Annotated in this window: 24 protein-coding genes and 1 tRNA gene; 6 read left to right on the top strand and 19 right to left on the bottom strand. The window is 71.6% G+C overall.

The window, feature by feature from the left end; genetic code table 11:
• Positions 1 to 47: 47 nt before the first annotated feature.
• Positions 48 to 1,211, bottom strand: a complete 1,164-nt coding sequence (locus tag ACIPYS_RS01090) for a TerD family protein (RefSeq protein ID WP_400741624.1) — start codon at positions 1,209 to 1,211, stop codon at positions 48 to 50.
• A 342-nt stretch (positions 1,212 to 1,553) separates the two neighbouring features.
• Between ACIPYS_RS01090 and ACIPYS_RS01095 the strand changes: the two genes are divergently transcribed.
• From ACIPYS_RS01095 to ACIPYS_RS01105, 3 genes are all read left to right on the top strand, one after another.
• Entirely contained in the window at positions 1,554 to 2,813 is a 1,260-nt protein-coding gene (locus ACIPYS_RS01095; RefSeq protein ID WP_093862175.1) for an HpcH/HpaI aldolase/citrate lyase family protein, read from the top strand.
• A 266-nt stretch (positions 2,814 to 3,079) separates the two neighbouring features.
• Positions 3,080 to 5,617 carry a phosphoribosyltransferase gene (locus ACIPYS_RS01100; RefSeq protein WP_400741628.1) on the top strand — a complete coding sequence of 846 codons (2,538 nt, stop codon included), beginning with the start codon at positions 3,080 to 3,082 and terminating at the stop codon, positions 5,615 to 5,617.
• Positions 5,618 to 5,622: 5 nt separating this feature from the next.
• Positions 5,623 to 6,588, top strand: coding sequence for an HAD family hydrolase (locus ACIPYS_RS01105; protein WP_231977789.1), 966 nt, complete (start codon positions 5,623 to 5,625; stop codon positions 6,586 to 6,588).
• Here ACIPYS_RS01105 and ACIPYS_RS01110 read toward each other — a convergent pair.
• Positions 6,585 to 6,815, bottom strand: coding sequence for a zinc ribbon domain-containing protein (locus tag ACIPYS_RS01110; RefSeq protein ID WP_093862177.1), 231 nt, complete (start codon positions 6,813 to 6,815; stop codon positions 6,585 to 6,587). The two genes, ACIPYS_RS01105 and ACIPYS_RS01110, sit on opposite strands and share 4 nt — an antisense overlap.
• A 99-nt stretch (positions 6,816 to 6,914) precedes the next feature.
• A complete protein-coding gene (locus ACIPYS_RS01115) occupies positions 6,915 to 8,243 on the bottom strand; it encodes a hypothetical protein (protein ID WP_231977790.1) in 1,329 nt (442 codons plus the stop codon).
• 214 nt (positions 8,244 to 8,457) lie between these two features.
• On the opposite strand from ACIPYS_RS01115, the gene ACIPYS_RS01120 reads away from it, so the two are divergent.
• A tRNA-Val gene (locus tag ACIPYS_RS01120) sits at positions 8,458 to 8,529 on the top strand.
• Between the two features lie 65 nt (positions 8,530 to 8,594).
• Here the strand turns inward: ACIPYS_RS01120 and ACIPYS_RS01125 are convergent.
• From ACIPYS_RS01125 to ACIPYS_RS01185, 13 genes are all read right to left on the bottom strand, one after another.
• The gene (locus tag ACIPYS_RS01125) at positions 8,595 to 9,749 is read right to left on the bottom strand and encodes a tyrosine-type recombinase/integrase (RefSeq protein ID WP_400741632.1); all 1,155 of its coding nucleotides are present in this window, start codon (positions 9,747 to 9,749) and stop codon (positions 8,595 to 8,597) included.
• Complete coding sequence (locus ACIPYS_RS01130; RefSeq protein WP_400741634.1) at positions 9,749 to 9,967, bottom strand: excisionase family DNA-binding protein; 219 nt, start codon at positions 9,965 to 9,967, stop codon at positions 9,749 to 9,751. Before ACIPYS_RS01130 ends, ACIPYS_RS01125 begins: the two co-directional genes overlap by 1 nt.
• The gene (gene repSA, locus ACIPYS_RS01135) at positions 9,964 to 11,376 is read right to left on the bottom strand and encodes a replication initiator protein RepSA (RefSeq protein ID WP_400741636.1); all 1,413 of its coding nucleotides are present in this window, start codon (positions 11,374 to 11,376) and stop codon (positions 9,964 to 9,966) included. The genes ACIPYS_RS01130 and repSA overlap by 4 nt, the downstream gene beginning before the upstream one ends.
• 10 nt (positions 11,377 to 11,386) lie before the next feature.
• Positions 11,387 to 11,578, bottom strand: a complete 192-nt coding sequence (locus tag ACIPYS_RS01140; protein WP_400741638.1) for a hypothetical protein — start codon at positions 11,576 to 11,578, stop codon at positions 11,387 to 11,389.
• Positions 11,579 to 11,670: 92 nt separating this feature from the next.
• Positions 11,671 to 12,213 carry a GGDEF domain-containing protein gene (locus ACIPYS_RS01145; RefSeq protein WP_400741640.1) on the bottom strand — a complete coding sequence of 181 codons (543 nt, stop codon included), beginning with the start codon at positions 12,211 to 12,213 and terminating at the stop codon, positions 11,671 to 11,673.
• 77 nt (positions 12,214 to 12,290) lie between these two features.
• The gene (locus tag ACIPYS_RS01150) at positions 12,291 to 12,827 is read right to left on the bottom strand and encodes a hypothetical protein (protein ID WP_400741643.1); all 537 of its coding nucleotides are present in this window, start codon (positions 12,825 to 12,827) and stop codon (positions 12,291 to 12,293) included.
• Positions 12,824 to 13,027 carry a hypothetical protein gene (locus tag ACIPYS_RS01155; RefSeq protein ID WP_400741646.1) on the bottom strand — a complete coding sequence of 68 codons (204 nt, stop codon included), beginning with the start codon at positions 13,025 to 13,027 and terminating at the stop codon, positions 12,824 to 12,826. The genes ACIPYS_RS01150 and ACIPYS_RS01155 overlap by 4 nt, the downstream gene beginning before the upstream one ends.
• Before the next feature lie 14 nt (positions 13,028 to 13,041).
• Entirely contained in the window at positions 13,042 to 13,233 is a 192-nt protein-coding gene (locus tag ACIPYS_RS01160; RefSeq protein WP_400741649.1) for a mobile element transfer protein, read from the bottom strand.
• Between the two features lie 17 nt (positions 13,234 to 13,250).
• Positions 13,251 to 13,940, bottom strand: coding sequence for a DUF2637 domain-containing protein (locus ACIPYS_RS01165; protein ID WP_400741652.1), 690 nt, complete (start codon positions 13,938 to 13,940; stop codon positions 13,251 to 13,253).
• Between the two features lie 67 nt (positions 13,941 to 14,007).
• Positions 14,008 to 14,274, bottom strand: coding sequence for a hypothetical protein (locus tag ACIPYS_RS01170; RefSeq protein ID WP_400741654.1), 267 nt, complete (start codon positions 14,272 to 14,274; stop codon positions 14,008 to 14,010).
• 83 nt (positions 14,275 to 14,357) lie between these two features.
• A complete protein-coding gene (locus ACIPYS_RS01175) occupies positions 14,358 to 15,749 on the bottom strand; it encodes an FtsK/SpoIIIE domain-containing protein (protein WP_400741656.1) in 1,392 nt (463 codons plus the stop codon).
• 5 nt (positions 15,750 to 15,754) lie between these two features.
• The gene (locus ACIPYS_RS01180) at positions 15,755 to 16,096 is read right to left on the bottom strand and encodes a hypothetical protein (RefSeq protein ID WP_391497346.1); all 342 of its coding nucleotides are present in this window, start codon (positions 16,094 to 16,096) and stop codon (positions 15,755 to 15,757) included.
• A gap of 138 nt (positions 16,097 to 16,234) precedes the next feature.
• The gene (locus ACIPYS_RS01185; RefSeq protein ID WP_400741660.1) at positions 16,235 to 17,014 is read right to left on the bottom strand and encodes a GntR family transcriptional regulator; all 780 of its coding nucleotides are present in this window, start codon (positions 17,012 to 17,014) and stop codon (positions 16,235 to 16,237) included.
• 17 nt (positions 17,015 to 17,031) lie between these two features.
• Between ACIPYS_RS01185 and ACIPYS_RS01190 the strand changes: the two genes are divergently transcribed.
• Entirely contained in the window at positions 17,032 to 17,511 is a 480-nt protein-coding gene (locus ACIPYS_RS01190) for an NUDIX hydrolase (protein ID WP_400742813.1), read from the top strand.
• A gap of 383 nt (positions 17,512 to 17,894) precedes the next feature.
• On the opposite strand, the gene ACIPYS_RS01195 is transcribed toward ACIPYS_RS01190, so the two are convergent.
• The 3 genes from ACIPYS_RS01195 to ACIPYS_RS01205 all read right to left on the bottom strand — a co-directional run bounded on the left by ACIPYS_RS01195 (position 17,895) and on the right by ACIPYS_RS01205 (position 21,357).
• Positions 17,895 to 18,482, bottom strand: a complete 588-nt coding sequence (locus ACIPYS_RS01195) for a hypothetical protein (protein WP_400741662.1) — start codon at positions 18,480 to 18,482, stop codon at positions 17,895 to 17,897.
• A gap of 18 nt (positions 18,483 to 18,500) precedes the next feature.
• Positions 18,501 to 19,358, bottom strand: coding sequence for a hypothetical protein (locus tag ACIPYS_RS01200; protein WP_400741665.1), 858 nt, complete (start codon positions 19,356 to 19,358; stop codon positions 18,501 to 18,503).
• A 733-nt stretch (positions 19,359 to 20,091) separates the two neighbouring features.
• The gene (locus ACIPYS_RS01205) at positions 20,092 to 21,357 is read right to left on the bottom strand and encodes a DNA sulfur modification protein DndB (protein ID WP_400741668.1); all 1,266 of its coding nucleotides are present in this window, start codon (positions 21,355 to 21,357) and stop codon (positions 20,092 to 20,094) included.
• 307 nt (positions 21,358 to 21,664) lie between these two features.
• Here ACIPYS_RS01205 and ACIPYS_RS01210 point away from each other — a divergent pair, with 307 nt between their 5' ends.
• A complete protein-coding gene (locus ACIPYS_RS01210; RefSeq protein ID WP_400742816.1) occupies positions 21,665 to 24,193 on the top strand; it encodes an ATP-dependent Clp protease ATP-binding subunit in 2,529 nt (842 codons plus the stop codon).
• The last annotated feature ends 5 nt before the right edge of the window (positions 24,194 to 24,198 follow it).

Genomic DNA, 24,198 nt, shown 5'->3' on the forward strand with positions numbered 1-24,198 from the left:
CTCGCTGTCGCGCGGGGCGGAGCGGGGCGGGGCGGGACTGGGCGGCTTCAGCGCGGCTGGAACTGCGGGCCCTGCGGGGGCAGCGCGAACTCCTCGGCGGGCGGGGCCGGCTGCTGCGGGACGGGAGGCTGGGCGGCCTGCCGGCCCTGGTGGCCCTGCTGCGGCGACTGCGGCGCGGTGTTCGGCGGCGGGTAGCCGTAGCCCGGCTGCTGCTGGGGCTGCTGCTGTTGGGGGTAGCCGTAGCCGGGGGCGGGTGCCGGTGGCTGCTGCTGGGGGTAGCCGTAGCCCGGGCGCGGGGCCGGCGGCGGGTAGCCGTAGCCGCCCTGCTGCGGTGACTGCGGCGCGGTGTTCGGGGGCGGGTAGCCGTAACCGGGGCGCCCGGCCGGCGGCGCGGTCGGAGCGGGCGGGAGGTTCGGCGGCACCGTCGGCGGCTTGGGCGGCGGCGGGGGCGTGCCGGCCGGGACGCCGGCCGGTGCCTGCGCGCCACCGGCCTGCGCGGCGGCCGGGGTGGTCGCCGGTGCCTGCGGGACGGGGGGCTGCGGGACGGCCGGGGCCAGGGTGAAGGTGCCCGGCTCGGGGCGGCCGGCCGGCCGGGGGTCGGGCACGGCGGCCCGGGGGTCGCCCGCGGGCGGGCCGGCGGCGGCCCCGGCCCGGGTGTCGCCCTCGTCCTCGACGGTGATGCCGAAGTCGGTGGCCAGCCCGATCAGCCCGGACGCGTAGCCCTGGCCGACCGCGCGGAACTTCCAGGCGCCGGCCCGGCGGTAGAGCTCGCCCGCGACGAGCGCGGTCACCTCGTCCCCGTCGGCCATCGCGAACTCGGCCAGCGCGGGCGCGCCGTCCCCGGCCGCGGCGTCGAACAGCAGCAGGCGCAGCCCGCTCACCGACCGGAACGTGCCGCCCTCGGAGGAGCCGGCCAGCACCACCCGGTCCACCTCGGCCGGCAGCTTCCCGAGCTCGGCCTCGACGGTGTCGGTGATCTCACCGCCGCCGGAGGTCTGCTGCTTGGGCAGGTGGCGCACCAGGCCGGACGGGTGGCGCGGCTGGTTGTAGAAGACGAAGTCGGCGTCCGAGCGGACCTTGCCGCCGGTTCCGAGCAGCAGCGCGGAGGCGTCCACGTCCGGCGCACCGGGCGTGGCGCTCCAGCGCAGCACGGCGCGGACAGCCGCCACCGGCAGTGCGATGTTGGCGCCCTTGGCCATCACGTGCGTCATAGCCGACCATCCTGCCTGTTCGCCACCCCTTCGGACAACGTGACCGGAGGAGGCGTTGTGGTGGGACTTTGCCAATGCTTGCGCTTTGTGAAGTGGACGGTAACCTTCCGAGAATTCGATGTTTCGGAACCCTCCACGGCCCGGCACCGTCCGTACGATGGGTGGGCGGGGGGCTCCTGGCCGGACGAGGGTGACCGGACGGGGCCGGACCGGGAACCACCACGGCCGTCGAGCGGGTTGAACCGGGGGGCCGGGCCGGGTGTCGACACCGCCCTTCCCCGTTGTTCCCCGTACTTCCCCGCCTCCGCCGGACCGGCGGCCGAACCTCCTGAGGAGAGCACCTTGCGCCACTTCGGCCACCTCGCGGACGACGTCCGCGACCGGCTCTTTCTCAGCGCTCCCGGGGAGTTCACCGCCGACAGCGCGGCGGCCGTGCTCGCCACCGCGCTGGGTGCCACGCTCTACAGCCCGGCCACCCGGCCCACCCTGCGCACGGACATCCGCAAGCAGGCCGGGCAGGGCGTCGTCTCGATGGTGCTCTGCCTGGAGGACGCCATCGCGGACCACGAGGTCCCGGACGCCGAGGCCAACCTGGTGGCCCGGCTCGGCGAGCTCTGGGCGGAGGTCACGGAGAGTGGCGGATCCGGCGTCACGGAGGGTGTCGGGACCACCGTGACGGAGGGTGTCGGTCCGGACGGAATCTCCACCGGTTGCACACAGGATCTTCCCCTTCTCTTCGTCCGGGTGCGGACCCCCGCGCAGCTGACCGACCTCGCGGGCCGGCTCGGACCCGCGATCGGACTGCTCACCGGCTTCGTCCTGCCGAAGTTCACCGAGGACACCGGCGGCGACTTCCTGGAGGCGCTCGCCGCCGCCGAGGCCGCCACCGGGCGCCGGCTGTTCGCGATGCCGGTACTGGAATCGCCCGAACTCGCCCACCTGGAGACCCGCCGCGACCAGCTCTTCGGCATAGCCAGGCTGCTCGACAAGCACCGCGAGCGGGTCCTCGCCGTCCGCCTCGGCGTCACCGACCTCTGCTCCGCGTACGGCCTGCGCCGCTCGCCCGACCTGACCGCGTACGACGTGGCGCTGGTCGCCTCGGTGATCGGCGACGTGGTGAACGTGCTCGGCCGCGCCGACGGCACCGGGTTCACCGTCACCGGCCCGGTCTGGGAGTACTTCCCGGTCCAGGAGCGGATGTTCAAGCCGCAGCTGCGCCGCACCCCGTTCGCGGAGGCCGAGCCCTCGCGCGAGGCCGTCCGCCGCCGGATCATCGAGCACGACCTGGACGGGCTCATCCGCGAGATAGAACTCGACCGCGCCAACGGCCTGTTGGGCAAGACCTGCATCCACCCCAGCCATGTGCCGGCCGTCCACGCGCTCTCCGTCGTCACGCACGAGGAGTACAGCGACGCCCACGACATCCTCCAGCAGGAGCGCGGCGGGGGCGGGGTGCTGCGTTCGGCGTACACCAACAAGATGAACGAGGCGAAGCCCCACCGGGCCTGGGCGGAGCGGGTGTTGCTGCGCGCCGAGGTGTTCGGGGTGGCCCGGGAGGACGTCAGCTTCGCGGAGCTGCTCTCGGCCTGCCTCTGCCGCTGAGCCGGCCGGCCTGCCTCCGTCGCGGAGTCGGTCGGCCCACCTCCGTCGCCGAGCCGGACGGCCGGCCTCTGTCGCCGAGCCGGACGGCCGGCCCGAAAGCCCGCCCCTCTTACCACCGCACCACCCGAAGACCGAAGGCAGGACCCGTAGTGACAGCAGCGCAGCAGGATCGGACCACTGGAGCCGGCGGGACCCTCGGGGGTGCCGGCTCCTCCGGAGCGAGTGCCGAGGGGCCCGCGGGATCCGGGGAGTGGACCGGGCGCTGGGTGGCCGAGCGGGCGGGCGTCACACTGACCGGCTCCGAGCGCCTGCCCGAACTGGTCGGCCTGGCGCTGCGGGAGAACCGCAAGCGGGCCCACCTGCTGGTCTCCACGGTGCTCGGCAAGCACGTCCCGCAGCGGCCCGAGGTGGTGCACGGCGCCGGACTGGAGCTCGGGCGCCGGGTCCGCGACCTGCTGACGTCGCTCCCGGGGGAGAGCGTCGACCGCGCCGTCGTCCTCGGCTACGCGGAGACCGCCACCGGCCTCGGCCACAGCGTCGCCGACGGCCTGGACGCCGCCTACCTGCACTCCACCCGCCGCCCCGTGGCCGGCCTCACCCCGGTCGGCGGCTTCGAGGAGGAGCACTCGCACGCCACCTCCCACCTGCTGCTGCCCGCGGACCCCGGGCTGCTCACCGGTGACGGCCCGCTGGTGCTGGTGGACGACGAGTTCTCCACCGGTACCACCGTCCTCAACACCATCCGCGAACTGCACGCCAACCACCCGCGCGAGCACTACGTGGTGGTCGCACTGGTCGACCTGCGCGGCCCGGCCGACCGGCGGCGGCTCGCCGACACCGCGGCCGAACTCGGCGTCCGGCTGGACCTGGTGGCGCTGGCGGACGGCGGCGTCGAGCTGCCCGCCGACGTCCTGGACCGGGCCGAGCGGCTGATCGCCGAGGTCGGTCCCGCGCCCGAGCCGCCGGCCGCCCCGGCCGCCCCGCTGGTCCGGGTCGGCCTGGACTGGCCGGCCGGGCTGCCCGACGGCGGGCGGCACGGGTTCACCCGGGAGCACCGGGCCCGGCTGGAGGCGGCGCTGCCCGGCCTGGCCGAGCAGCTGGCGGCCGCGGTCGGTGTCGGTGCTCCCGGTGGTTCCGGTGGTTCCGGTGGTTCTGCCGGTGCCGGTGCCGGTTCCGACGCCGGTGTTGGTGTCGGTGCCGGTGTCGGTTCCGATGCCGATGCCGACCGTTCGCGGGTGCTGGTGCTCGGCTTCGAGGAGCTGATGTACGCGCCGCTGCGGCTGGCCGGTGCCCTCGCCGAGCGGCTGCCCGGTGGCACCGACCGCGTCCGCTACTCCACCACCACCCGCTCGCCCGTCCTCGCCGTCGACGACCCCGGCTACGCCATCCGCACCCGGCTGGCCTTCCCCGCCCACGACGACCCGGCCGACGACTCCTCCCGCGAGCGCTACGCCTACAACGTCGCCCCCGGAGCCGACCCGGCCCGCCGCTTCGGCACGGTGGTGCTGGTGGTCGACGACACCGCCGACACCCCCGCCCTGCACGAGGGCGAGCGGGCCCTGCTAGCCCAGCTGCGCCGGGTCACCGACCGGGTGGTGCTCGCCGTCCTGCCGTCCCACCGGCCGACCGCCCCCGTCGGCCCGGCGGCTCCGGCCCGCCCGCTGTACGGCCCCGAGTTCTCCTCCTACCGCGCCGACGAAGTGGCCTGGCTGCTCAAGGACCTCACCGGCGTCGACCTGGAGGCACCCACCGAGGAGCGGGAGGAGGCCGTGCAGAGCGGCGGCGCCCACTACGCCGAGTCGCTGCCGGTCGAGTACCAGCCGAGCCCCGAGTACCAGGAGCTGTTCCACCAGGCGCTGCGGGTCTCGGCCCGGCGGATCGCGCTCGCCGTCGGCACCGTCGCCGAGACCCTGCTGCGCGAGCGCGGCCCCGGTCTGGTGCTCGCCTCGCTGGCCCGGGCCGGGACGCCGGTCGGCATCCTGATCCGCCGCTGGCTCGCCGCCGGACACGGACTCGACGCCCCGCACTACGCCGTCTCGATCGTCCGCGGCCGCGGCATCGACCCGGCCGCCCTGCGCTACCTCGACGCGCACCACCGGGCCGCCGACGTGGTGTTCGTCGACGGCTGGACCGGCAAGGGCGCGATCACCCGCGAACTCGCCGAGGCCCTCGCCGGGACCGGCTTCGACCCCGACCTCGCCGTCCTCGCCGACCCCGGTCGCTGCGTGCGCACCTTCGGCACCCGGGACGACTTCCTGATCCCCTCCGCCTGTCTCAACTCGACCGTCTCCGGCCTGGTCTCGCGCACCGTGCTGCGCGCCGACCTGATCGGCCCCGACGACTTCCACGGCGCCAAGCACTACACCGAGCTGGCCGGCGCCGACGTCTCCGGCGCCTTCCTGGACACCGTCGCCGACCACTTCGCCGACGTCCGGGCCGAGGCCCTCGCGGCGGCCGAACGGTTCCTCGCCCCCGAGCACGCCGACGAGCGCGCCCCCGACTGGGCGGGCTGGGCCGCGGTCGAGCGGATCAGCGCCGAGTACGGCATCGACAGCGTCAACCTGGTCAAGCCCGGCGTCGGGGAGACCACCCGGGTCATGCTGCGCCGCGTCCCCTGGCGGGTGCTCGCCCGCCGCGGCGCGGGCGCCGACCTCGACCACGTCCGGCTGCTCGCCGCCCAGCGGGGAGTGCCGGTCGAGGAGGTGGACGACCTGCCGTACTCCTGCGTCGGCCTCATCCACCCCCGCTACACCCGTGGGGCGACCGGCGCCTCCGGGACGGCCGTCCTCAGCAAGGAGTCCTGAGCCCGATGAGTGGTCCCGCACACCCGGACGGCGGCTCCGCCGACGCACCGCGTCCCGTCGAAGCTCCTCTCGTCGAACCTCGTCCTCGTCCCGACGCACCGGGCCCGGCCGAACCGCGCTTCGTCGTCGCGAGCGACCTCGACCGCACCCTGATCTACTCCAACCGGGCCCTCGCCCTGGACGTGCCGGACCGGCTCGCGCCGCGCCTGCTCTCGGTCGAGGTGCACGACGGCAAGGCGCTGTCCTTCATGACCGAGCAGGCCGCCGCACTGCTCGTCGAACTCGCCGCCGAGGCCGTGCTCGTCCCCGCCACCACCCGCACCCGGGCCCAGTACGAGCGGGTCAACCTGCCCGGCCCGACACCTGGTTGGGTCCCGCCCTACGCGATCTGCGCCAACGGCGGCCGGTTGCTCGTCGACGGCGTGCCGGACGAGGACTGGCAGACCGAGATGGCCGGCCGGCTGGCCGAGGGGGCGGCGCCGCTGGCGGAGGTGGTCGAACACCTGGCCCTCTGCGCCGACCCCGAGTGGACCCACAAGCGGCGGGTGGCCGACGAGCTGTTCGCCTACCTGGTCGTCGAGCGCGCCGAACTGCCGGCGGGCTGGATCGCCGAACTCACCGGCTGGTGCGCCGAACGCGGCTGGAACGTGTCGCTCCAGGGCCGCAAGGTGTACGCGGTGCCGGCGCCGCTCAGCAAGAGCGCGGCGCTGGCGGAGGTCGTCCGCCGGGTCGGCCCGTCCACCGTGCTGTCGGCCGGCGACTCGCTGCTCGACGCCGACCTGCTGCTCGCCGCCGACGCCGCCTGGCGCCCCGGCCACGGCGAACTGGCCGACACCGGCTGGACGGCGCCGGGCGTCACCGCCCTCGACGAGATCGGCGTCGCGGCGGGCGAGGAGATCGCCCGCCGCTTCCTGTCCCGGGTCCGGGGCGGGGCCGGTGTCCCGGCCGCCGGGGCGGCGGTCGTCGGCTAGCCGCAGCAGCCGCCCCCGCAGCAACCCCCGCCGCCGCCGGCCGACGGGGCCTGCTGCGGGGCGGCGCCGGCGGAGGCCGCGCCGCCGGTGACGGCGACGGTCGACAGCAGCTTCACGGTGTCCTGGTGCCCCTGCGGGCAGACGGCGGGGTCGTTGGCCTGCGCCATCGCACGGCGGAGCTCGAACGTGGCGCCGCAGGAGCGGCAGCGGAAGTCATAACGAGGCATACCGTCAGGGTATCCGCGCCGCCCCGGGCCGAACCCCCTCGGCCGCTGCCCTCCGGGGCCCGCTTCCGCCCCCTTCCGCCTGCTTCTCCCTACTTCCGCTTACTTCTGCCCGCCGAGCTCGCCGCGGATCAGCTCCACCACGTGCGCCGCGGACTCCCGCACCGCCGCCAGCTCGGTCAGGAACCGCCAGTAGTCCGGGTGCCGCCCGGCCGCCTCCAGCTCGGCCACCGCGCGGTCCAGCCGGGCCACCGCCGCGTCCAGCGGCGCGGCGTGCCGCGGATCCGGCGCCTGCCGTCCGGCCATCGCCAGCCGCTGGGCGTCCCGCAGCGCGAACCGGGCCCGCTCGACCTCCTTGTTCGGGTCGATCTGCACCTCGTTCAGCTGCCGCAGCCGCTCGTTCACCGCGACCACCGACCCGTCCGCCGTGTCCAGCAGCGCCCGCACCGTGCCCAGCGCCCCGGTGGCGTCCGCCCACCGCTGCTCGTCCCGGGCCCGCGCCGCCTCCGCCAGCTTCTCCTCGGCGGCCCGCCCGGCCTCCGCCACCTGGTCCGGCACCCGCTGGAGGTCCTGCCAGCACGCGGCCGAGAACCGCCGCCGCAACTCGCTCAGCGCCGGCGGCACCGTGCCGGCCTTGGTCTCCAGCGCCTGGATCCTGGTCCGCAGACTGGCCACCCGCCGGTCGATCTCCCGGGCCCGCTCCGGCAGCTGCCCGACCTCCGTCGCGATCGCCTCCGCGCGCTCCTTCACCCGCTCCGCGCGCTCCAGCGTGTCCGGCACCCCGTGCCGGCCCACCCCCTCGTTCAGCCGCCCCAGCTCCGGCGCCAGCTCGGCCAGCCGCGCCGCCGGCCCGTCCGCCCGCAGTCCGGCACCACGCGCCGAGTCCAGCGCGTTGCTGGCCTCCAGCAGCGCCCGCTTGGCCTGCTCCACCGCCGGCGCCACCCGCATCAGCTGCGACTCGGCCCGCTCCAGCGTCGGCTGCAGCCGGCGCAGGAAGTCGTTCAGCTCCGCCAACGCCGAACCGAGCTGGCCCTTCACGTCGTCCAACTGGTGCTTGGCCCGCGCGGCCGCGCCGGACTCCAGCTCCTCCGCGTCCAGGTCGTGCGCGTCCAGCGCGGACAGATAGTTCACGGTCACCTGGTCGACCCGGCCCGAGATCGCCTCGAAGTCCGCGACCGCCCGCCGGGACGTCGCACTGTCCCCGACGGAACGCACCGTCTCCACCGCCAGCCGCACCTCGCGCTGGGTCGAGTCCACGTCGTAGAACGCCTGCTGCGCCGCGTCCCTGGCCGCCCGCGCGTCCGCCCGCATCCCGTCACCGCCGCGCCGCCCCCACCAGCCGCCACCGGCCCCGAACGACGCCGCCCCCGCGGCCCCCAACGCCCCGGCGACCACCACCGGCAGCACCAGCGCCTCGGCCACCGCGCTCACCGGCCCCCGCCGTCGCCCCCGCCCGCCTCCGCCGGCCACCCTCACTGCGCGCTCCCTGGTTCCCGACCGCTGATCCACCACCCATTCTTCCCGATCACCCCCCGGACCCGGCACCCCACCCGCCCCACCGCCCCACCACCTGCACCACACCACCCCCGGGACCAGGTACCCTAGGCACTCGTCGTGCGCCCCACCCCGGGACCCGCCCGACCGGGGGCGCGTAGCTCAGTGGTAGAGCGCTGCTCTTACAAAGCAGATGTCGGCGGTTCGAAACCGTCCGCGCCCACAGCAGAGAAGGGCCAGTTCGGAGGCAGGATCCTCCCGAACTGGCCCTTGATCGTTTATGGAGTGCTACTCCTCCCGTGCCACGGGCGTGCCAGATATGTCCTGGCCCAGTGCCTCCCTGACCGCGGCCCCCATCCGATCGGCGATGGCCCGGTCCCGGTCGCTGGTCATGTGCTGGTAGATGAGCGCGGCCCGAGTGCTGCTGTGGCCCATCCTGGTCATGAGTTCCCGGGTGCTGGCTCCGTTCTGCGAGGCGAGGGTGTTCCCGGTGTGCCGCAGGTCGTGGAAGTGGGCATCCTCACTCACCCCGGCCGCGGTGCGGGCTCGGATCCAGTCGTCCCGGAAGTTGCTGCGGCGGAGCTTGCCGCCGCGGGGGCCGATGAACAGGTGCCCATCCGGGCCGGGGCCGGCGTAGCGGTCGAGGTGGTGGGCCAGGTCGTCGATGATCTCGGCGGGGAAGGCCACCGGCCGGAAGCCCGCGCGGCTCTTCGGCGCCTTGTCGTACAGCCGCCCGCTGTTCAGCTCCGCCTGGTTGCGTTGCACCCGGACGAGCCGGTTCGCCAGGTCGATGTCCCGTCGGCGGAGCGCGGCCAGCTCGCCGAAGCGGAGCGTGGTGAAGGCGGTCAGCAGGACCAGGGCCCGCCAGCGCGGTCCGATCGCGTCGGCGACGGCGAACACCTCGGTGACGGAGAGGACGGGCCGCTCCGGCACGTCGTAGATGTCGGCGCCCTTGATCCGGCACGGGTTGCGCTGGATCAACTCGTCGTCGAGGGCGGTGTTCATGATGGCCCGCAGCAGTTGGTACGCCTTAACCACCGATGGTTCGCCAACCCCGCCCTCCAGCAGCGCGGACCGCCAGGAGCGCACCCGCGCCGGGGTGATCTCGGCGAGCGTCCGGTGGCCCAGGCCGGGCTGGATGTACTGGCGGAGCGTGATGGCGTACCGCTCGCGGGTGCTCTCCTCCAGCTTGCGGTCCCGCAGCCAGGTGGCGGCGAAGTCGCCGAGCTTGGCCTTTCCGGCGTCGGGGTCGGTCCACTTGTCGCGCTTGATGTCCGCCTCGATGAGCGTGAGCGCGATCTCGGCATCGGTCTTGGTCGGGTAGGTCTCCTCACCCTTGCGCGTCAGCCCGGTGACCGGGTCCGGGTAGCGGATCTGCCAGCGCCCGGAGGGCAGTTGGCGGAGCGACCCGAAGCGCCGGCGGTTTCCCTTGCTGTTGGCCATCAGGCGGCCCTCCGCAGCCGACGGGTCCGGCTGACCGGCTGGACGGTGCGCTCGGCGACGTAGGCGGCGAGCGCATCCTCGGGGATGCGGACGTGGCGGCCGACCTTGACGAAGGCGATCCGGCGCTCGGCGACCAGGCGGCGGGGGAAGCGCTCCCCGCTGGTCTCCCAGGTGCCGAGCATTTCGGCGGCTTCCTTGACCGTCAGCAGGCGGTTCATGCGGTGTCCCCCTCTTCCCGCGCGAGTTGGGCGCGCAGCTCCTGGCGGTCGGCGGTGTGGCGTTCGTGCAGTTCGCGGGCGACTGCGGCGGCGAGCATGGACTCGCCGGGGGTGTTGCCGGAACCGGCGTAGGTCCAGTGGGCGAGGACGAGGGTTTCGGCGTCGGCCAGGTCGTCGAGGTCCGGAAGGCCGGCGGCGAGCAGCTGCTCGCGCAGTTCCTGGCGGGCCTGTTCGGCGCGGTGGTCGGTGCGGACCTGGCGGAGGGCGCCGAGGGTGGTCGAGTAGGTGGGCGACTTGGAGGAGAAGTGGCCGCGGAAGCCGAGCATGTGGGACCAGTGGGCGAGGAGGCGGTCCGGGTAGTGCGGGTCGAGGTCCCAGCAGGCTTCGATCAGGCGGCGGGTGTGAGCCGGGAGGTCGTGGAGGTCAAGTTCGTGGCGCTCCAGGATCCGGCGGTCCACCGATTCGGTGCTCTCGGCGGACTTGGTGGCGTACTTGGCGACGTAGGAGGCCACGGCCTGTTCGCTGATCTCACCGGCGGCGAACGCGCCGATGGGCCGGACGTCGACCTGGGTGCCCCACTGGAGGACGCGGGCGGGTTGGCCCCCGGCGTCGGCGAGCGGGATGCCGGCGCGGCGGGCAGCGGCGCGGATCGAGGCGTTGAGCAGAGCGAGGGTGGCCCAGGAGGGCGGCGGGGTTCCGGGGCCGTCGGGGCCGTCGACGCGGATGACGGCGTGGAAGTGGACGGCGCCGCGGCGCTGGTACTCGGCGACCTTGCCGAAGGAGATCTTCGCGCGTTCCTTGAAGTCCCGTTGGGTGAGGCCGGAGAGCTTGGCCATGGTGCGGAACAGGTAGATGGTGAAGCGTCGCCACAGGTCCGGGGCGTGGTTGTTCCAGAGGACGGCGTGAGCGTAGTCGTAGGTGTCGGGGTTGAGCGGGGTGCCCAGGAGCGGTGACCCGGTGGGGTGGGCGGTGCCGCAGCGGCAGTCCCCGGAGTCCGGGCGGTTGTGGACCGGGCCGAAGGACGGCGCGGTGAGGGTCGCGAAGACCCGGGGGTGCGAGCCGACGGTGGCCGGCACTCCCTTGGTCTTGTCCCCGGCGAGTCCGGCGCGGATGAGGTGGTAGGTGTCCGCGGCGTAGGTGCGGGCGCAGGACGGGCAGCGGGAGGCCCGGCGGTTGCCGCAGGCGACCTTGAGCCGGTGGCCGGGTTCGTGGTCGGTCGAGTAGCGGTGCCAGACGGCGCCGGTCGGGCCGTGGGTGAGGGTGCGGAAGCCCTGGAGGTGGATGGGGTTGGCACAGCCTCCGGTGCGGCGGATCTGCTCGGTCAGCTGGGGCAAGTCGCCCCGTGCGGCGAGTCTGGCGAGGTCTGCCAGAGCGAGCCGGTCCGGGACGACCTGGGTGGTGATGGGCAAGCGGGTCACCTCAGAGCTGAGCCGCGGCGGCGGTGCGGCGGGTGACGGTGCCGGCGCCCTCGCAGGTGCGGCAGGAGGTGTGGAGGGTGGCGCGGGTGCCGTCCGCGAGGCGGGTGCCGGTGTCGACAGCGGCGCGGGCGAAGCCGTTGCAGTCGGGGCAGATGCGGGTGATCCGGGCCGGGGCGTGGTGGTGCTGGGGCATGATGGTGCTCTCCTTCGTGGGCTTCGGTTCGGGAAGGGGTTGCGGCTCCGGGGCGGCGGGATGCTTGGCGGCTTTTGCTGCCCCGGGGCCGGTCAGCGGCGGCGCGCGGTACGGCCGTCGGACTTGCGGGCGTACATGTCGCGGTCGGCCGCGGACAGCGCTTCGGTGAGCAGGAGCGCGGCCGGGTGCGAGGCGCCGACGGAGGCCCCGACCGGGAGCAGGGCGCCGGCGAACGGGACCGGTTCGCGCAGCGCGGCGCGCAGGTCGTCCAGGCGGTGGACGGAGTCGAGGACGACGGCGGCGAACTCGTCCCCGCCGAGGCGGGCGGCCAGGCCGTGGGAGCCGCACCAGCGGGTGAGCCGGTCGGCGGTGGCGGCGAGGACGGCGTCCCCGGCGGCGTGGCCGTGGTTGTCGTTGACCGCCTTGAAGTCGTCCAGGTCGACCAGGAGGACGGTCACGTGCTCGGCGTGCGAGCGGATCAGCCGTTCGGCGCGGGCGGTGAAGCCGTCGCGGGTGAGCAGGCCGGTCAGCGGGTCGCGGCGGGCGTTGGCGAGTCGGCGGTGGAGCCAGGTGCCGTGGGCGCTCCAGCCGACGAGCGGGACGCCGGCCACGGCGAGGATCGGGGCGAGGTCCATGTGCGGGATCCTTCCGGTGCGGGTTGCGGACCCCGGGGCGGTGGGATGCTTGGCGGCTTTGTTCGCCCCGGGACCGGTCAGAGGCTGAGGGACTGTGCGCGGGCGGCGGCCCGCTCGAGCAGGAGGTGGACATCCGCCTGCCGGGTGCTGGGTCGGTCGTTGTACTGATCCGGCGAGCTGACCGGGCGTCCGGTGGCGTGCAGGACTTCCATGACCTGGGTGCGGGCCCAGGCTGCGGTGTCCGGGGTGCCGTAGCCGTGGACGAGGACGGCGGCTTGGGCGCCGAGGAGACAGACCCGGCCGGCGGAGTCCCACAGCGCGCCCTGGAGCCAGCCGAAGGCGGAGATGTAGCGGGAGGCGAGCCGGAGGTGGTCGGCCACGGTCACCGGTACCGGGCGGGCGGGGCGGTGGGCGAGGCGGTCCAGCAGGGTCGGGCGGGGCACGGGGAAGCCGGAGTTCCAGGGCTGGACCGTGGAGCCGAGCGGGCACACGTACGGAACGGCCGGCGGTGCGGTGGTGGCCAGCTGGGCGAGGTAGCGCTCGATCTCGGCGACCAGGGCGGCGCCCTCGGGCGTGAGCGCGAGGGACCGCGGCAGCAGGAGGGTGGTGCTCACGGCGTGTGCCGCTGGGTGTCGTTGACGACCTGGACACCGGTGCGGGCGGTGCCGTCGATCAGCGGGGCGACGAAGGTGTCGGCGAGGTAGAAACCGAAGAGGCCGATCACGACGGCGACCCAGAGCCGGACGCCGAGGAAGCGGATCGCGGCCCACGCGGCGATGCCGAGAACGAGGACCACGGGCAGGGTGACGGACATGGCAGGGGCTCCTGTCAGCGGACGGTGCAACGGTGGGTACGGGCAGCGATCTCGGCGGCGGCGCGCGAGTCGTACTCGGCGGAGAAGCCGCAGCGCGGGGCGGTGCAGACGGCGCTGTGCCGCTCCCGGCCACGGCCGTCGTAGAAGGTGGCGACGTGGACCGGGCCGATGCGGATCACGTTGCGGGGGCGGATCGGGCGGGGCATTCGGGCCTCCTGTCGGATCAGGCGAGCTGGACGGCGATGGCGGAAGCGAGCTGCGGCGGGACGCCGAGGCGGGAGCCGAGGGTGTCGGTGTCGATCGGCTCGCCGGTGCGGGCGCGGTGGTCGTCGGCGACCTTTCGGGCGTGGTCGACCAGCGCGGCGGGGAGGGCGGGGGCAGGTGGAGCAGGCACCGGAGCCGGAGTCGGGGGAAGGCTGGGCAGTTCCTCGGCGACGGGCAGCGGCTCGGGGACGGATACGGTCTCCGGCTCCGCGACGGCGGCCGGCTCTTCGTAGACCGGCGGTGGTGCGTCATCGACGACGGCCGGGGCGGAGGCAGGCTCCCCGCTGCTGTGGGCCAGCAGGGTGCCGCCGAAGAACGCGAGGGCGGGCCACCCGGCGACGAGGATCCTCAGCCAGGTCGGGACGTGCCCGAGGTCGAGCAGTCCGGCGGTGGCCACGTTCGCGCCGAGCGAGGCAGCCAAGGCGATGGCGAACCAGATCCAGGCGGCACGGGCCGGTTCGCCGGCGGTGCGGAGCATCCGCATCCTGCGCCACGCGGCGACCAGCAGCAGATCGACGGAGACCGGATAGGCCCACGCCTTCCAGTCGTGTTGCCCGGCCGCTGCGGCCAGGTCGTGCAGGTGGGCGAAGGAGAGGGCGCCGGCGATGGCGGCTTGGATCAGTACGGCGTCGGGGCGGGGCAAGCGCATCGTTGCTCCTCCTCCAGGGATCGGGCCGGACCGGGCGTCGAGCTACCGCCCGCTCCGGCGTGGGGCGTCAGCTCGCGGAGCGGCGGTCGTGCCAGAAGGTGGAGTCGGCGAGCGCCTTCCACATGGCGTCGTCGGCCCGCACGAACGCCGCGTTGGTCCGCTCGATGTCCTGGGCGGTGCCGTGGTCGAGCGCGTGGGTGAGGTCCGCGGCTGCGTTGTTCCGCTTGCCGTGAGCGGTCTCGTAGACCTTGTGTGCGGCCAACCCCCGCTCGGTCAGGGAGTCGCGGTGACGGTCGGACGGGGGCTCGGGGCTCTTGCGGCTGAACAGGCCCATGGCAGGCTCCTTCTGAGCACTCGGGGCATGGCGGGGTAGGGAATTGGCGCGGGGACGGTCGCGCTGGCCGGGGGGAGCAGCTACTACTCGGAGATCGGGGCCGTGGTGAAGCGCGGCGGCGTCGACGGCATCGGCGGGACGGCCAGGACCGGCACGACCGTCGGCCGGAATCGCTCCAGGCCCGCCAGCATCGGAGTGCGGTGCGCGTTGGCGCGGCAGATCCCGGCCGCGCGGGCGAGCGACAGGTGCGGCGTGCGGATCCGGGACCAGCCGCCCGAGGAGTCCCCGGCGACCGCGACACCCGGCATGTCCGGCGCGATCTGAGTTGCGGCCAGCACCGCCTCCGGCGAGACGTCCGCGAGGCCCATCTCGGCCGTCGGGCGGTCGTTGACCCGGTGGACCACCCGGCCCGACAGCTGGGCGCGGAGCATGGTCGCGCCCTTGCCCAGTTCCGAGCCGAAGCGCTGACCGCACGCCTCCACGAAGATCCCGGCGCCCCGGCCGAGTTGGGCCAGCCGGATCAGCTGGGTGACCATGTGGTCCCGCCGCTCCTCGTCCTTGCGCGTGGCGACCATGAACAACTCCGCCACCTCGTCCACGAGGAGGACCACCGGCACCGGCCGCAGCTTCGGCGGCAGGCCCCAGATGTCCGAGGTGATCTCGTGCGAGGCCACCGGCCCGGCGATCCCTTGGTGGTCGCGGAGCAGGTCGTAGCGCTCCTCCATCACCTCCACCATCGCGTCGAGCAGACCGCCGGCCGATTGCGGATCGGTGGCGAGCGCCGACAGCCGCGGAGCGAACGGGGCCTGTTCGACACCGCGCTTGCAGTCGATCCCGACCAGCGCCACGTTCAGCCGGGCGAGTCCGCTGATCAGGTTGCGCATGTAGACGGACTTGCCGGACAGCGTGGTACCCAGCGTGAGCGCGTGCGGCACGGCCAGGTAGTCGCGGACGAACGCCGTCCCGTCCTCCCTCATCGCCACCGGCACGGCCAGCGCCCCGGCCGGTCGACGGCGCGGCATCCGCACCCGCTTGAGCACGTCGAAGCCGGTCATCCGAAGCTCCACCACACCCGGCCGGATGACGATCACGTGCACACTGTGCACACCCCAGGCGTGCCGCAGCCGTTCCGCCGAGGCGGCGACGTCGGCCGGCTCCTGGCCCGGCGCCAGCCGGAGGCGGAGCCGCAGCCCGGTCGTGGTCGGGGTGGCCCGGCGGATGCGCGGCGGTACCGGCCGGATTTCCCGGTGGCTGGTCGCCCGGGTCACCAGCACCCGCAGCCGCGAGGGCGGGACGGTCAGCCCGCAGGCGTCCATGGTGCTGCCGTAGGTCGCGGACAGCCGTGCCGCGGTGACCGGCAGACCGATCGCCGACCAGTACAGCGCCGGTGCCTTGGTCCGAGCGAGCGCGGCTCCACCCGTGACAGCGGCGACCGGTGCGGCCACCTCGGTGAGGAACTGAACCCCCGAGGACACGGCCGTCAGCCCTGAACCGGAACGAGAGAGGTGACCGCCGCCGCGCGGAACGAGATCCCGTGCCGCTTCTGGCCGTTGAACTCGTTCTCCCAGTCCCGCGCCTTCAGCCCGGTCAGCGCGACCGGCATACCGACGCCCAGCCCGTCCGAGATCCCGGTCTCCGGCACGGACACGGTGTAGAGGTTGGCCTCACCGTCGTCCGCGATCGTCAGCCCGACGGTCATCATCCGGGCGCCCGTCTCCTTGTCGACCGCGATCTCCCCGGTCTGCCGGTTCACCACCTTCGGCGCCGGCGGGACGGCGACGAACACGAACGCGGTGGACGTGTCGACCTTGAACACAGCCATGGCTGCTTCTCCTCTAGAAGAGGTGATCTCCTGCACTCATGTACAGGAGTTATGGGTAGAAGAGTGGCGCACTCCTGTATATGAGTCAACCCGCCGCGAGAAAGAATCTTGCGACGGGCTGAGGGAGTTGAACGAGTGTCAGTCGCGCGCGGCGAACCTGTAGTCCAGAACGAACTGGTCAGCGGCCATGACGGTGTCGCAGACCTCGACGACGCGGCCGGCTGCGGTGAGGGCGTCACGAACGAGGTGGATCACCGGCGAGCCGGGGCTCAGCGCGAGCGCGGCGGTCTCGGGCTTGGTTGCGAGCCGGGCCCGCACCGTCTCGACGAACTCCGCCAGGACGTGGCCGTGCTCCTCAAGCCGGGCGTAGATACCGCCGCCACCGGGGTTCTCGGCGAAGACCTCGGGGATGTCCTTGACCACGTCCCACGGCAGGTACGACGTCGCTTCCTCAGTCGGCACCCCGTCGCGGAAGTACCGGCGCTTGCGGGCGAGCACCTGGGCACCGGCTGGCACGTCCAGGCGCTCGGCGATCTCCGGGGGAGCTTCCGCGGGGCCGACGAACAGCACGGTCACGGACGGGACGCCGCCGGACACCTCGGCCTCAGCGAGGTAGGCCGCCTTGCCGGCGTTCCGGTGGGCCCGGCGGAACCGATCTGAGGACTTGCGCTGGACCGGTGGGCGGGAGCGGACGAAGGAGCCGCGGCCGTGGTGCGTCTCGATCAGCTGTGAGGTCCGGAGCTCCGCGATGGCCTTGCGGACGGTGCCGGAGGCGACGCCGTAGCGCTGCATCAGCTCGGCCTCGCTGGGCACGGCCGCACCAGGGGCGAGCGTCCCCGATTTGATCTGGGCGGCGAGGTCGTCCGCGATCTGCAGGTACTTCGCCTTGGCCGAGGAGGCCACGTCGTCACTCGCCATGGTCCTGTAAGACTCCTATTCTCCTCTACATGAGTACCAGTCCCGCGCGAGAAGTTTCAATGCCGCTCCACTCCGTGTCCGTGGCGGGGGCGGTCGTGCGCGAGGACGGCCGGGTCCTGGCGATCCGCCGTGCAGACAACGGCACCTGGGAGCCACCGGGCGGAGTGCTGGAGCTGACGGAGACCGTCGAGGACGGCGTGCGCCGCGAGATCTTCGAGGAGACCGGCATCAAGGTGAGCGTCGAACGGCTCACCGGCGTCTACAAGAACGTGACGCGCGGCGTCGTCGCCCTGGTCTTCCGCTGCCATCCCGAAGGGGGCACTGAACAGCTCTCCGACGAGTCCACTGCGGTCGACTGGCTCACCCCGGCCGAGGTCGAGGACCGCATGGGCGAGGTCTTCGCCGTGCGTGTGCTGGACGCCCTCCGGAGCGACGCAACCCCGAGCATCCGGACCCACGACGGCCGGCAGTTGCTTGGTGAACAGGCCGCAGGCTGAGCCCTGGCGAGCGTTAGAATTCTGACGACGAGGCGGAGTGTGGGAGGGAGTTGTTACGACTTTCTCTACTTCATCAAGGGCGCGCACAGCGCGCCAGCGCGCGGCCCAGCCGCTCGCCGCCGCTCCTGTCTTCGCCCCGCTCCGGCGGCGGCCGGCCGCGCAGGGCGGCTGAGGCCAGAGCCTGCGATGGCTGGGGCGGGCGGCTCCGCGGTTTTACCCACCTCTCCGGACCGGGACCCGCGTCGAGCAAGACCGGGGGGCCACTCGGCCAAATTGCGGTCAGGCCCAAAAGCCCTGACCGAGTCGCAACAGCTTACGGCCCCCCGATCATGCTCGACCCCAGACCAGACAGGACACCGGCCAAAACCGCTCCACCGCCCGGGTTACGAAATTGCGGCCGACTCATCATCTTGAGAGTGCTCTGGGTTTGTGCTGCGAGCCCTCAGCCAGGAAGGGTCAATAGCTGGAGCGGGGGTCAACGAATTATCGGCCAAGTCGTTGTCGGAGACCTCCATCATGGCTCCGAAGAGCCAAATTAGGCGAATGAATCTAAAGATCGCCAGAAGGGTTCCAAACTCAAAAATGAACCTAGCAAATCGGGGATCGGATTTAATGTCGAGTGCTTGGGCTAGCAGGAAGAGGCCGCACGCTATTGCGATTCCAACTAGTAGGCCTTTGAAGTTTCGCCGCAACTCAATTGGGTAATGCTGCCGGATTGATCGCGCCCGAGCCCCGCCAGCGGTTGAGTAGATTGAGATGGCGATGGCGCTCAGTCCGCCAATCGCCGAGACAATGCTTGCTGCCGTCCCGTAAACAGTGATTCGCTGAGAGCTTTCAAGCCAGGAAAGCCAATCACCCCAGTGAAGCGCCTGCACTGTTGTGAGATGAATGGCAACTAGGGCAGTAGAAAAGGCATAGTCCCACCATGGCGCTTCGGACCAGCGATCCACCAGCGACTGCCGAGCGCTCATGCCATCCACCCCTCGATGTCAACTCGACACGGCCTCCACGGCCGCGCGCAGCTCGTCCTCGTGTTCTGCTGCTACCTCCAGGATGGCATCTACCGCCGACAAGATCCGAATGGAGTTGCCCTCGTTGTCGACAGCCGAAACGCGCCGTTTGGCTGTAATGTGGTGTTCTACGAGCTCCACGAGCCTGGTGTACTCGGGGCCGTCGGCATCTGCGTAGACGAGACTGGCGCGCGCACGTTCCGCAGCGTTGGGCGCCACCTCTGCGATGTCGCGAAGGTCCTCAAGGAGGGCCTGGCGGTCTTCGCCCCTCCCGCGCCCCCTCGGAACGCTGATGATCATAGTGACCTTAATATCACCATATGACTCATTAGCGAGCTTAAGGAAGCTGGCGAGCCTGCCGGTCTTGTTGCTCAAGGCTGAAATTCGACTGCTTCCAATTCGAACCTCAATCTTGCTTGCGCCGTGGGCGCTTTTCAGCTTATCTATCTCGGCGTGCGACATGACCGGCCGAATTGCCAGGTTTACACCAGGAAATAGCTTAAGCTCATTGAGCCACTGCTCCAAGGCCTTGTGAGTCGGCGCCGAAGTCGCCCCTTGCATCAGCCCTATGATGTTTCCAAAGGGGAGGAAGCAGATTGCCGAGGTGTCAAGGAACCCCTGACTTGCATTCTGCTCGAGTTCGTGCCACTCGCCTGTATTCCAGTTCATTACTGAAAGCCACTCGGAGTTGTCCTTGACGCGGTGCAACAGGAGGTGATCCTGGTCGTTTGCAGTCACCACCGAGCCGACGAGGATGTGCTCCTTCTCGACCCTCCTGTCCTCCAGGCTGGCACGGGCAAGGGCGGACAGTGCGGTGTCCCAATCGATCTGCGTCATGCGCTCGTGCTCGACTGATTGCGCCTTGACAATTTCAAAGAAGGAAACAGTTCGCTCACGTAGGCTTCGAAGTGTCGCCATTCAATCCTCCGCTCCACATGGCACGGCCACTGGGATTCGCTGTCCGCGCATGCGGAACGTGTCGTTGTGTGCACAGCTCGGCGACACTTCGGCAGTATGACGTTAGCACTCACAGCTGCCGTGATGGCCATCGTATGAACATGCAGGTGACTACTGGAACATAAGTTCCATTTGGATGATCTGTGCGAGCGTCAGGTCGGTGCAGATCCAGTGTTGGGGGCAGGATGTGCCGAGTTGCCAAGGAACGACACTCGGTAGATATTTTGGGTAACTATGACCATATTTATCTAGAAAAGGGGTCGGGCTGGCTGGAAGGCGGCTCGCAACTAGTGCCCCGTTGAGGCATAGCCATCTCGTGCCATCGCCGTGCCAGATCGGGCGGTACGTGACGGTGCGTCGTGGGTGTCGGCGGGGTGCTGGTTGGGGAGCGGGCAGGGTGGGCAAGGTGCAGGTCGGGGCCAGCAGGCGGACGCTGCTCTTACAAAGCAGATGTCGGCGGTTCGAAACCGTCCGCGCCCACCAGCAGAGAAGGGCCAGTTCGGAGGCAGGATCCTCCCGAACTGGCCCTTGATCGTTCTGCTGGAACTGTTCGTCGTGGGCCGGTGTTCCCAGGGGGCGGGAGACCGGGGTGGCCGGTGGGGTGGCGTCGGGGTTACAGGGAGGTGGGGGCCTTCCTGTACCAGCCGGCGATGGCGCCTACCAGGTGGACGATGTTCTGGGTGCGCATGATCGGGGCGGAAGCCATCGGCTCGAAGTCCACGTTGGCGGTCGTGGTGCGCCAGATGCTTGTCTCCAGGACGGGGGCGGCCATGTGCGGGTCGAGGCGCTTGAAGAACTCGGTGATGTCGTCCAGTTCGGCTGGGTTCTCACCGGCGCGCAGGTCGTGGAAGACGCCGCCCAGGACGCGCAGCATACCGACGGAGCCGAGCAGGGAGGTGCGCCTCACCTCCTGGGCCGCGGTGAGTTCGCCGGGCTTGCGGTCCGCCTCGGGGTCCTCCTCGGTGATGGCCGCGAGGTCGGTGAAGGCATTGGAGAGCACGTCCAGGAAGTCCTTGACCTGCTCGATGACCTCGCCGTCGGTGACGGTCTGTTCGGCCTTCTTGCTGATCCGGCCGCCGGCTCCTGCGATGACGGACCGCGTGATGTCGGCAACGTGCTTGGCGCCCATGAAGTTCGGGTTCTTGAGCGTCATCCGGTCCTGTTCGGCGTCGACCCGGCCCTTGAGCAGCGGATGGTCGATGACGTCGGACAGGGTCCGGTTGGCCACCTTGTAGCTGTCGAACCGCGCCCGGACCGCGCTGCTGATGCCCTTGGCGTTGTCGGCGACGTCGACGAACATCTGCTGGGACTTGATCGGGTCGGGCTCGACGTAGATGTCCAGTCCGATGTATTCGGCTTTCAGGCGATTCATCTGGCCGATGAGCTTGATGCGCTCGGCCTCGAGCTTCGCCGCTTTGTCGACGCTGACCTTGCGGGCCACCTCGCGGTCGATGGCGGAAATGGCGTCCGTGATGCGCTGCTTCTCGATGGCGACACCGAGGACGCGGTGCTGCCCGTCGATCGTGCGCAGGGAGGAGATGCCGCCGATCGCCCACGGCACGGTGAGGTAGCCGACCGCTCCGTGCTCGTCCACCTTCTCGAAGGTGCAGCCGCCGCCGTCGCGAGCCAGCAGGGCCGGAGCGACCCAGTCCTGCTTGGCGTCGAGATACTCGCCGAACTGCTTGGCGTGCAGGCGGTCCACCTTCCTGTTGTCCTTGTCGACGTTGTTCGGGTCGGGCACGGGAAGGATGGTCGGGAGGTCCAGCAGCGGAACGCGGGTGGTGTAGACGGAGCGTCCCCCCTGGGTCGTCCTGATCGCCAAGTACGTGCTGGAGTCCTGGGGCTTCGAGAGCCGCAGCGGGTCGACGGTGATGCTCACGGTAGTCCTCCGAGTCGCTCGGCCACGCACTTGAGCGGCGCGGCAACGACTTGAAGCTACGGCTAACACGGCAATTGGCTCAGTAAAATCTTAATAGTGAACATAATTGATGATTATTCGACAGAATTGCTAGTTAGTATTAGATGATTGACAATGAATGGATTGAAGCATGTGAACTTTTGACAGCTTTTGCTCCTGGCGTGGCCTCCGTCGTGTCGTCACCCGCACAAGGGCACCGGGAGGCGGGGTGGGGTGGGGTGTGTTTGGGTGGGCGCACAACGCTCGGGAGAGGTGATCCTCCGTGACCATGCCGCCGTTCGGGTCGAACGACCCGTTTTCGGATCTGCTCAGCCGGTTCTTCGGGATGAGCCCGTTGGCCTCGCCGCCCGCGGTGCAACGGGTGCCGATCGGGCGGCTGTTGAGCGAGTCGGCGCAGGAGTTGCTGGCGGCGGCCGCGCGGCGGGCGGCCGAGGGCGGGGGGAGTGATCTCGACACCGGGCATCTGATGTGGGCGGCCACCCGGGTGGATCCGTCGCGGCGGATGCTGGAGCGGGCGGGGGTGGATCCGGACCGGTTGGCGGGGGAGCTGGACAAGGCGTTGCCGGCCGGGGCGCAGGTGGCGGGGGAGGAGGGGCGGCCGGCGCTGACGCCGGCGGCCAAGCGGGCGCTGCTGGCGGCGCACGCGCGGTCGCAGGCGGCGGGGGCCTCGTACATCGGGCCGGAGCACATTCTCGGCGCGCTGCTGGAGGAGGAGCGGTCGGGGGCGGGGGCGGCGGTGCGCAACGCGGCGCCGTCGCAGGACGCGCTGCGCTCGGTGCTGGACGGGCGCAGTGCCGGTGGGGGCGGCGGTGGCGGGCAGCCGAGTGCGACGCCGACGCTGGACGAGTACGGGCGCGACCTCACCGAGGAGGCCCGGGCGGGCCGGCTGGACGCGGTCGTCGGCCGGGCCGAGGAGATCGAGCAGACGGTCGAGATCCTGTCCCGCCGGACCAAGAACAATCCGGTGCTGATCGGTGAGCCGGGGGTCGGCAAGACGGCGATCGTGGAGGGGCTGGCGCAGCGGATCGTCTCGGGGGACGTGCCGCAGATCCTCAAGGAGAAGCGGGTCGTCACGCTCGACCTCACCGCGCTGGTGGCCGGCTCCAAGTACCGGGGCGAGTTCGAGGAGCGGCTGAAGAACGTGATCGACGAGGTCACGGCGGCCGAGCAGAGCGTGATCCTGTTCCTCGACGAGCTGCACACCGTGGTCGGCGCGGGCGGTGGGGGAGAGGGCTCGATGGACGCGGGCAACATCCTGAAGCCGGCGCTGGCCCGCGGTGAGTTGAGCGTGGTCGGCGCGACCACCCTGGACGAGTACCGCCGGTACGTGGAGAAGGACGCCGCGCTGGAGCGCCGCTTCCAGCCGGTGCTGGTGCCCGAGCCGACGGTGGAGGAGACGGTCGAGATCCTCCGGGGGCTGCGCGACGCCTACGAGGCGCACCACCAGGTGCGGTTCACGGACGAGGCGCTGGACGCGGCCGCGACCCTGTCCGACCGCTATGTCAGCGACCGTTTCCTGCCGGACAAGGCGATCGACCTGCTGGACCAGGCGGGCGCGCGGGTGCGGCTGCGCAGCCTGGGAGGTTCCACCGCCGCGGTGCCGGTGCGGGACCGGATCACCAAGCTGCGCCGGGAGTTGGAGGAGGCGGTGGCGGACGAGGAGTTCGTCCGGGCCGCCAATCTGAAGACCGAGCTGCGGCAGACCGAGGACGAGCTGGCGGCGGTCGCCGAGGCCCGCGAGGAGGTCGTGGCGGTCACCGCGGACGACATCGCGCAGGTGCTCTCGGGCCGGACCGGCATCCCGGTGGCCGAGCTGAACGCGACCGAGCGGGAGCGGCTGCTCCGGCTCGAGGAGCATCTGCACGAGAAGGTGATCGGGCAGGACCGGGCGGTCACCGCGGTGGCCCAGGCGGTCCGTCGCGGCCGGGCCGGGATGGGCGATCCGGACCGTCCGACCGGCTCCTTCCTGTTCCTGGGCCCGACCGGTGTCGGCAAGACCGAGCTGGCCAAGGCGCTGGCCGCGCTGCTGTTCGGCGACCCGGACCGGATGATCCGCTTCGACATGAGCGAGTTCCAGGAGAAGCACACCGTCTCCCGGCTGGTCGGCTCGCCGCCCGGGTACGTCGGCTACGACGAGGCCGGGCAGCTCACCGAGGCGGTGCGCCGCAAGCCGTACAGCGTGCTGCTCTTCGACGAGGTGGAGAAGGCCCACCCGGACGTCTTCAACCTGCTGCTCCAGGTGCTCGACGACGGCCGGCTGACGGATTCCCAGGGGCGTACGGTCGACTTCCGCAACACCGTGCTGATCATGACGAGCAACATCGGTTCGCAGCGGATCCTCGACCACGCGGGTGATGTCGACGAGATCCGGGACGATCTGATGCGGGATCTGCGCACGCAGTTCCGGCCGGAGTTCCTCAACCGGATCGACGAGGTGATCGTCTTCCACGCGCTCACCCGCAAGGACCTGCTGCAGGTGGTCGACCTGCTGCTGGACCGCACCCGGCGTCGGCTGAAGGCCCAGGACGTCGACCTGGAGGTGACCGACGGGGCCAAGGAGTTGCTGGTGAACCTCGGCTACCAGCCGGCGTTCGGGGCCCGGCCGCTGCGCCGCACCATCCAGCAGGAGCTGGACAACCGGATCTCCGACCTGCTGCTGGACGGCACGGTCCGGGAGGGGGACACGCTGGTCGCGGAGGTGTCGGACGGGAAGCTCACGGTGGCGCCGAGGCACCCGGAGCCCGAGCCGGAGCCGGTGGCCGACGCGGTGGCGGACGCGGACGCGGGCCCGGTGTAGGACGC

The sequence above is a fragment of the Kitasatospora sp. NPDC089913 genome (assembly GCF_044748625.1).
In the GTDB taxonomy this organism is placed as follows: Bacteria; Actinomycetota; Actinomycetes; order Streptomycetales; family Streptomycetaceae; genus Kitasatospora.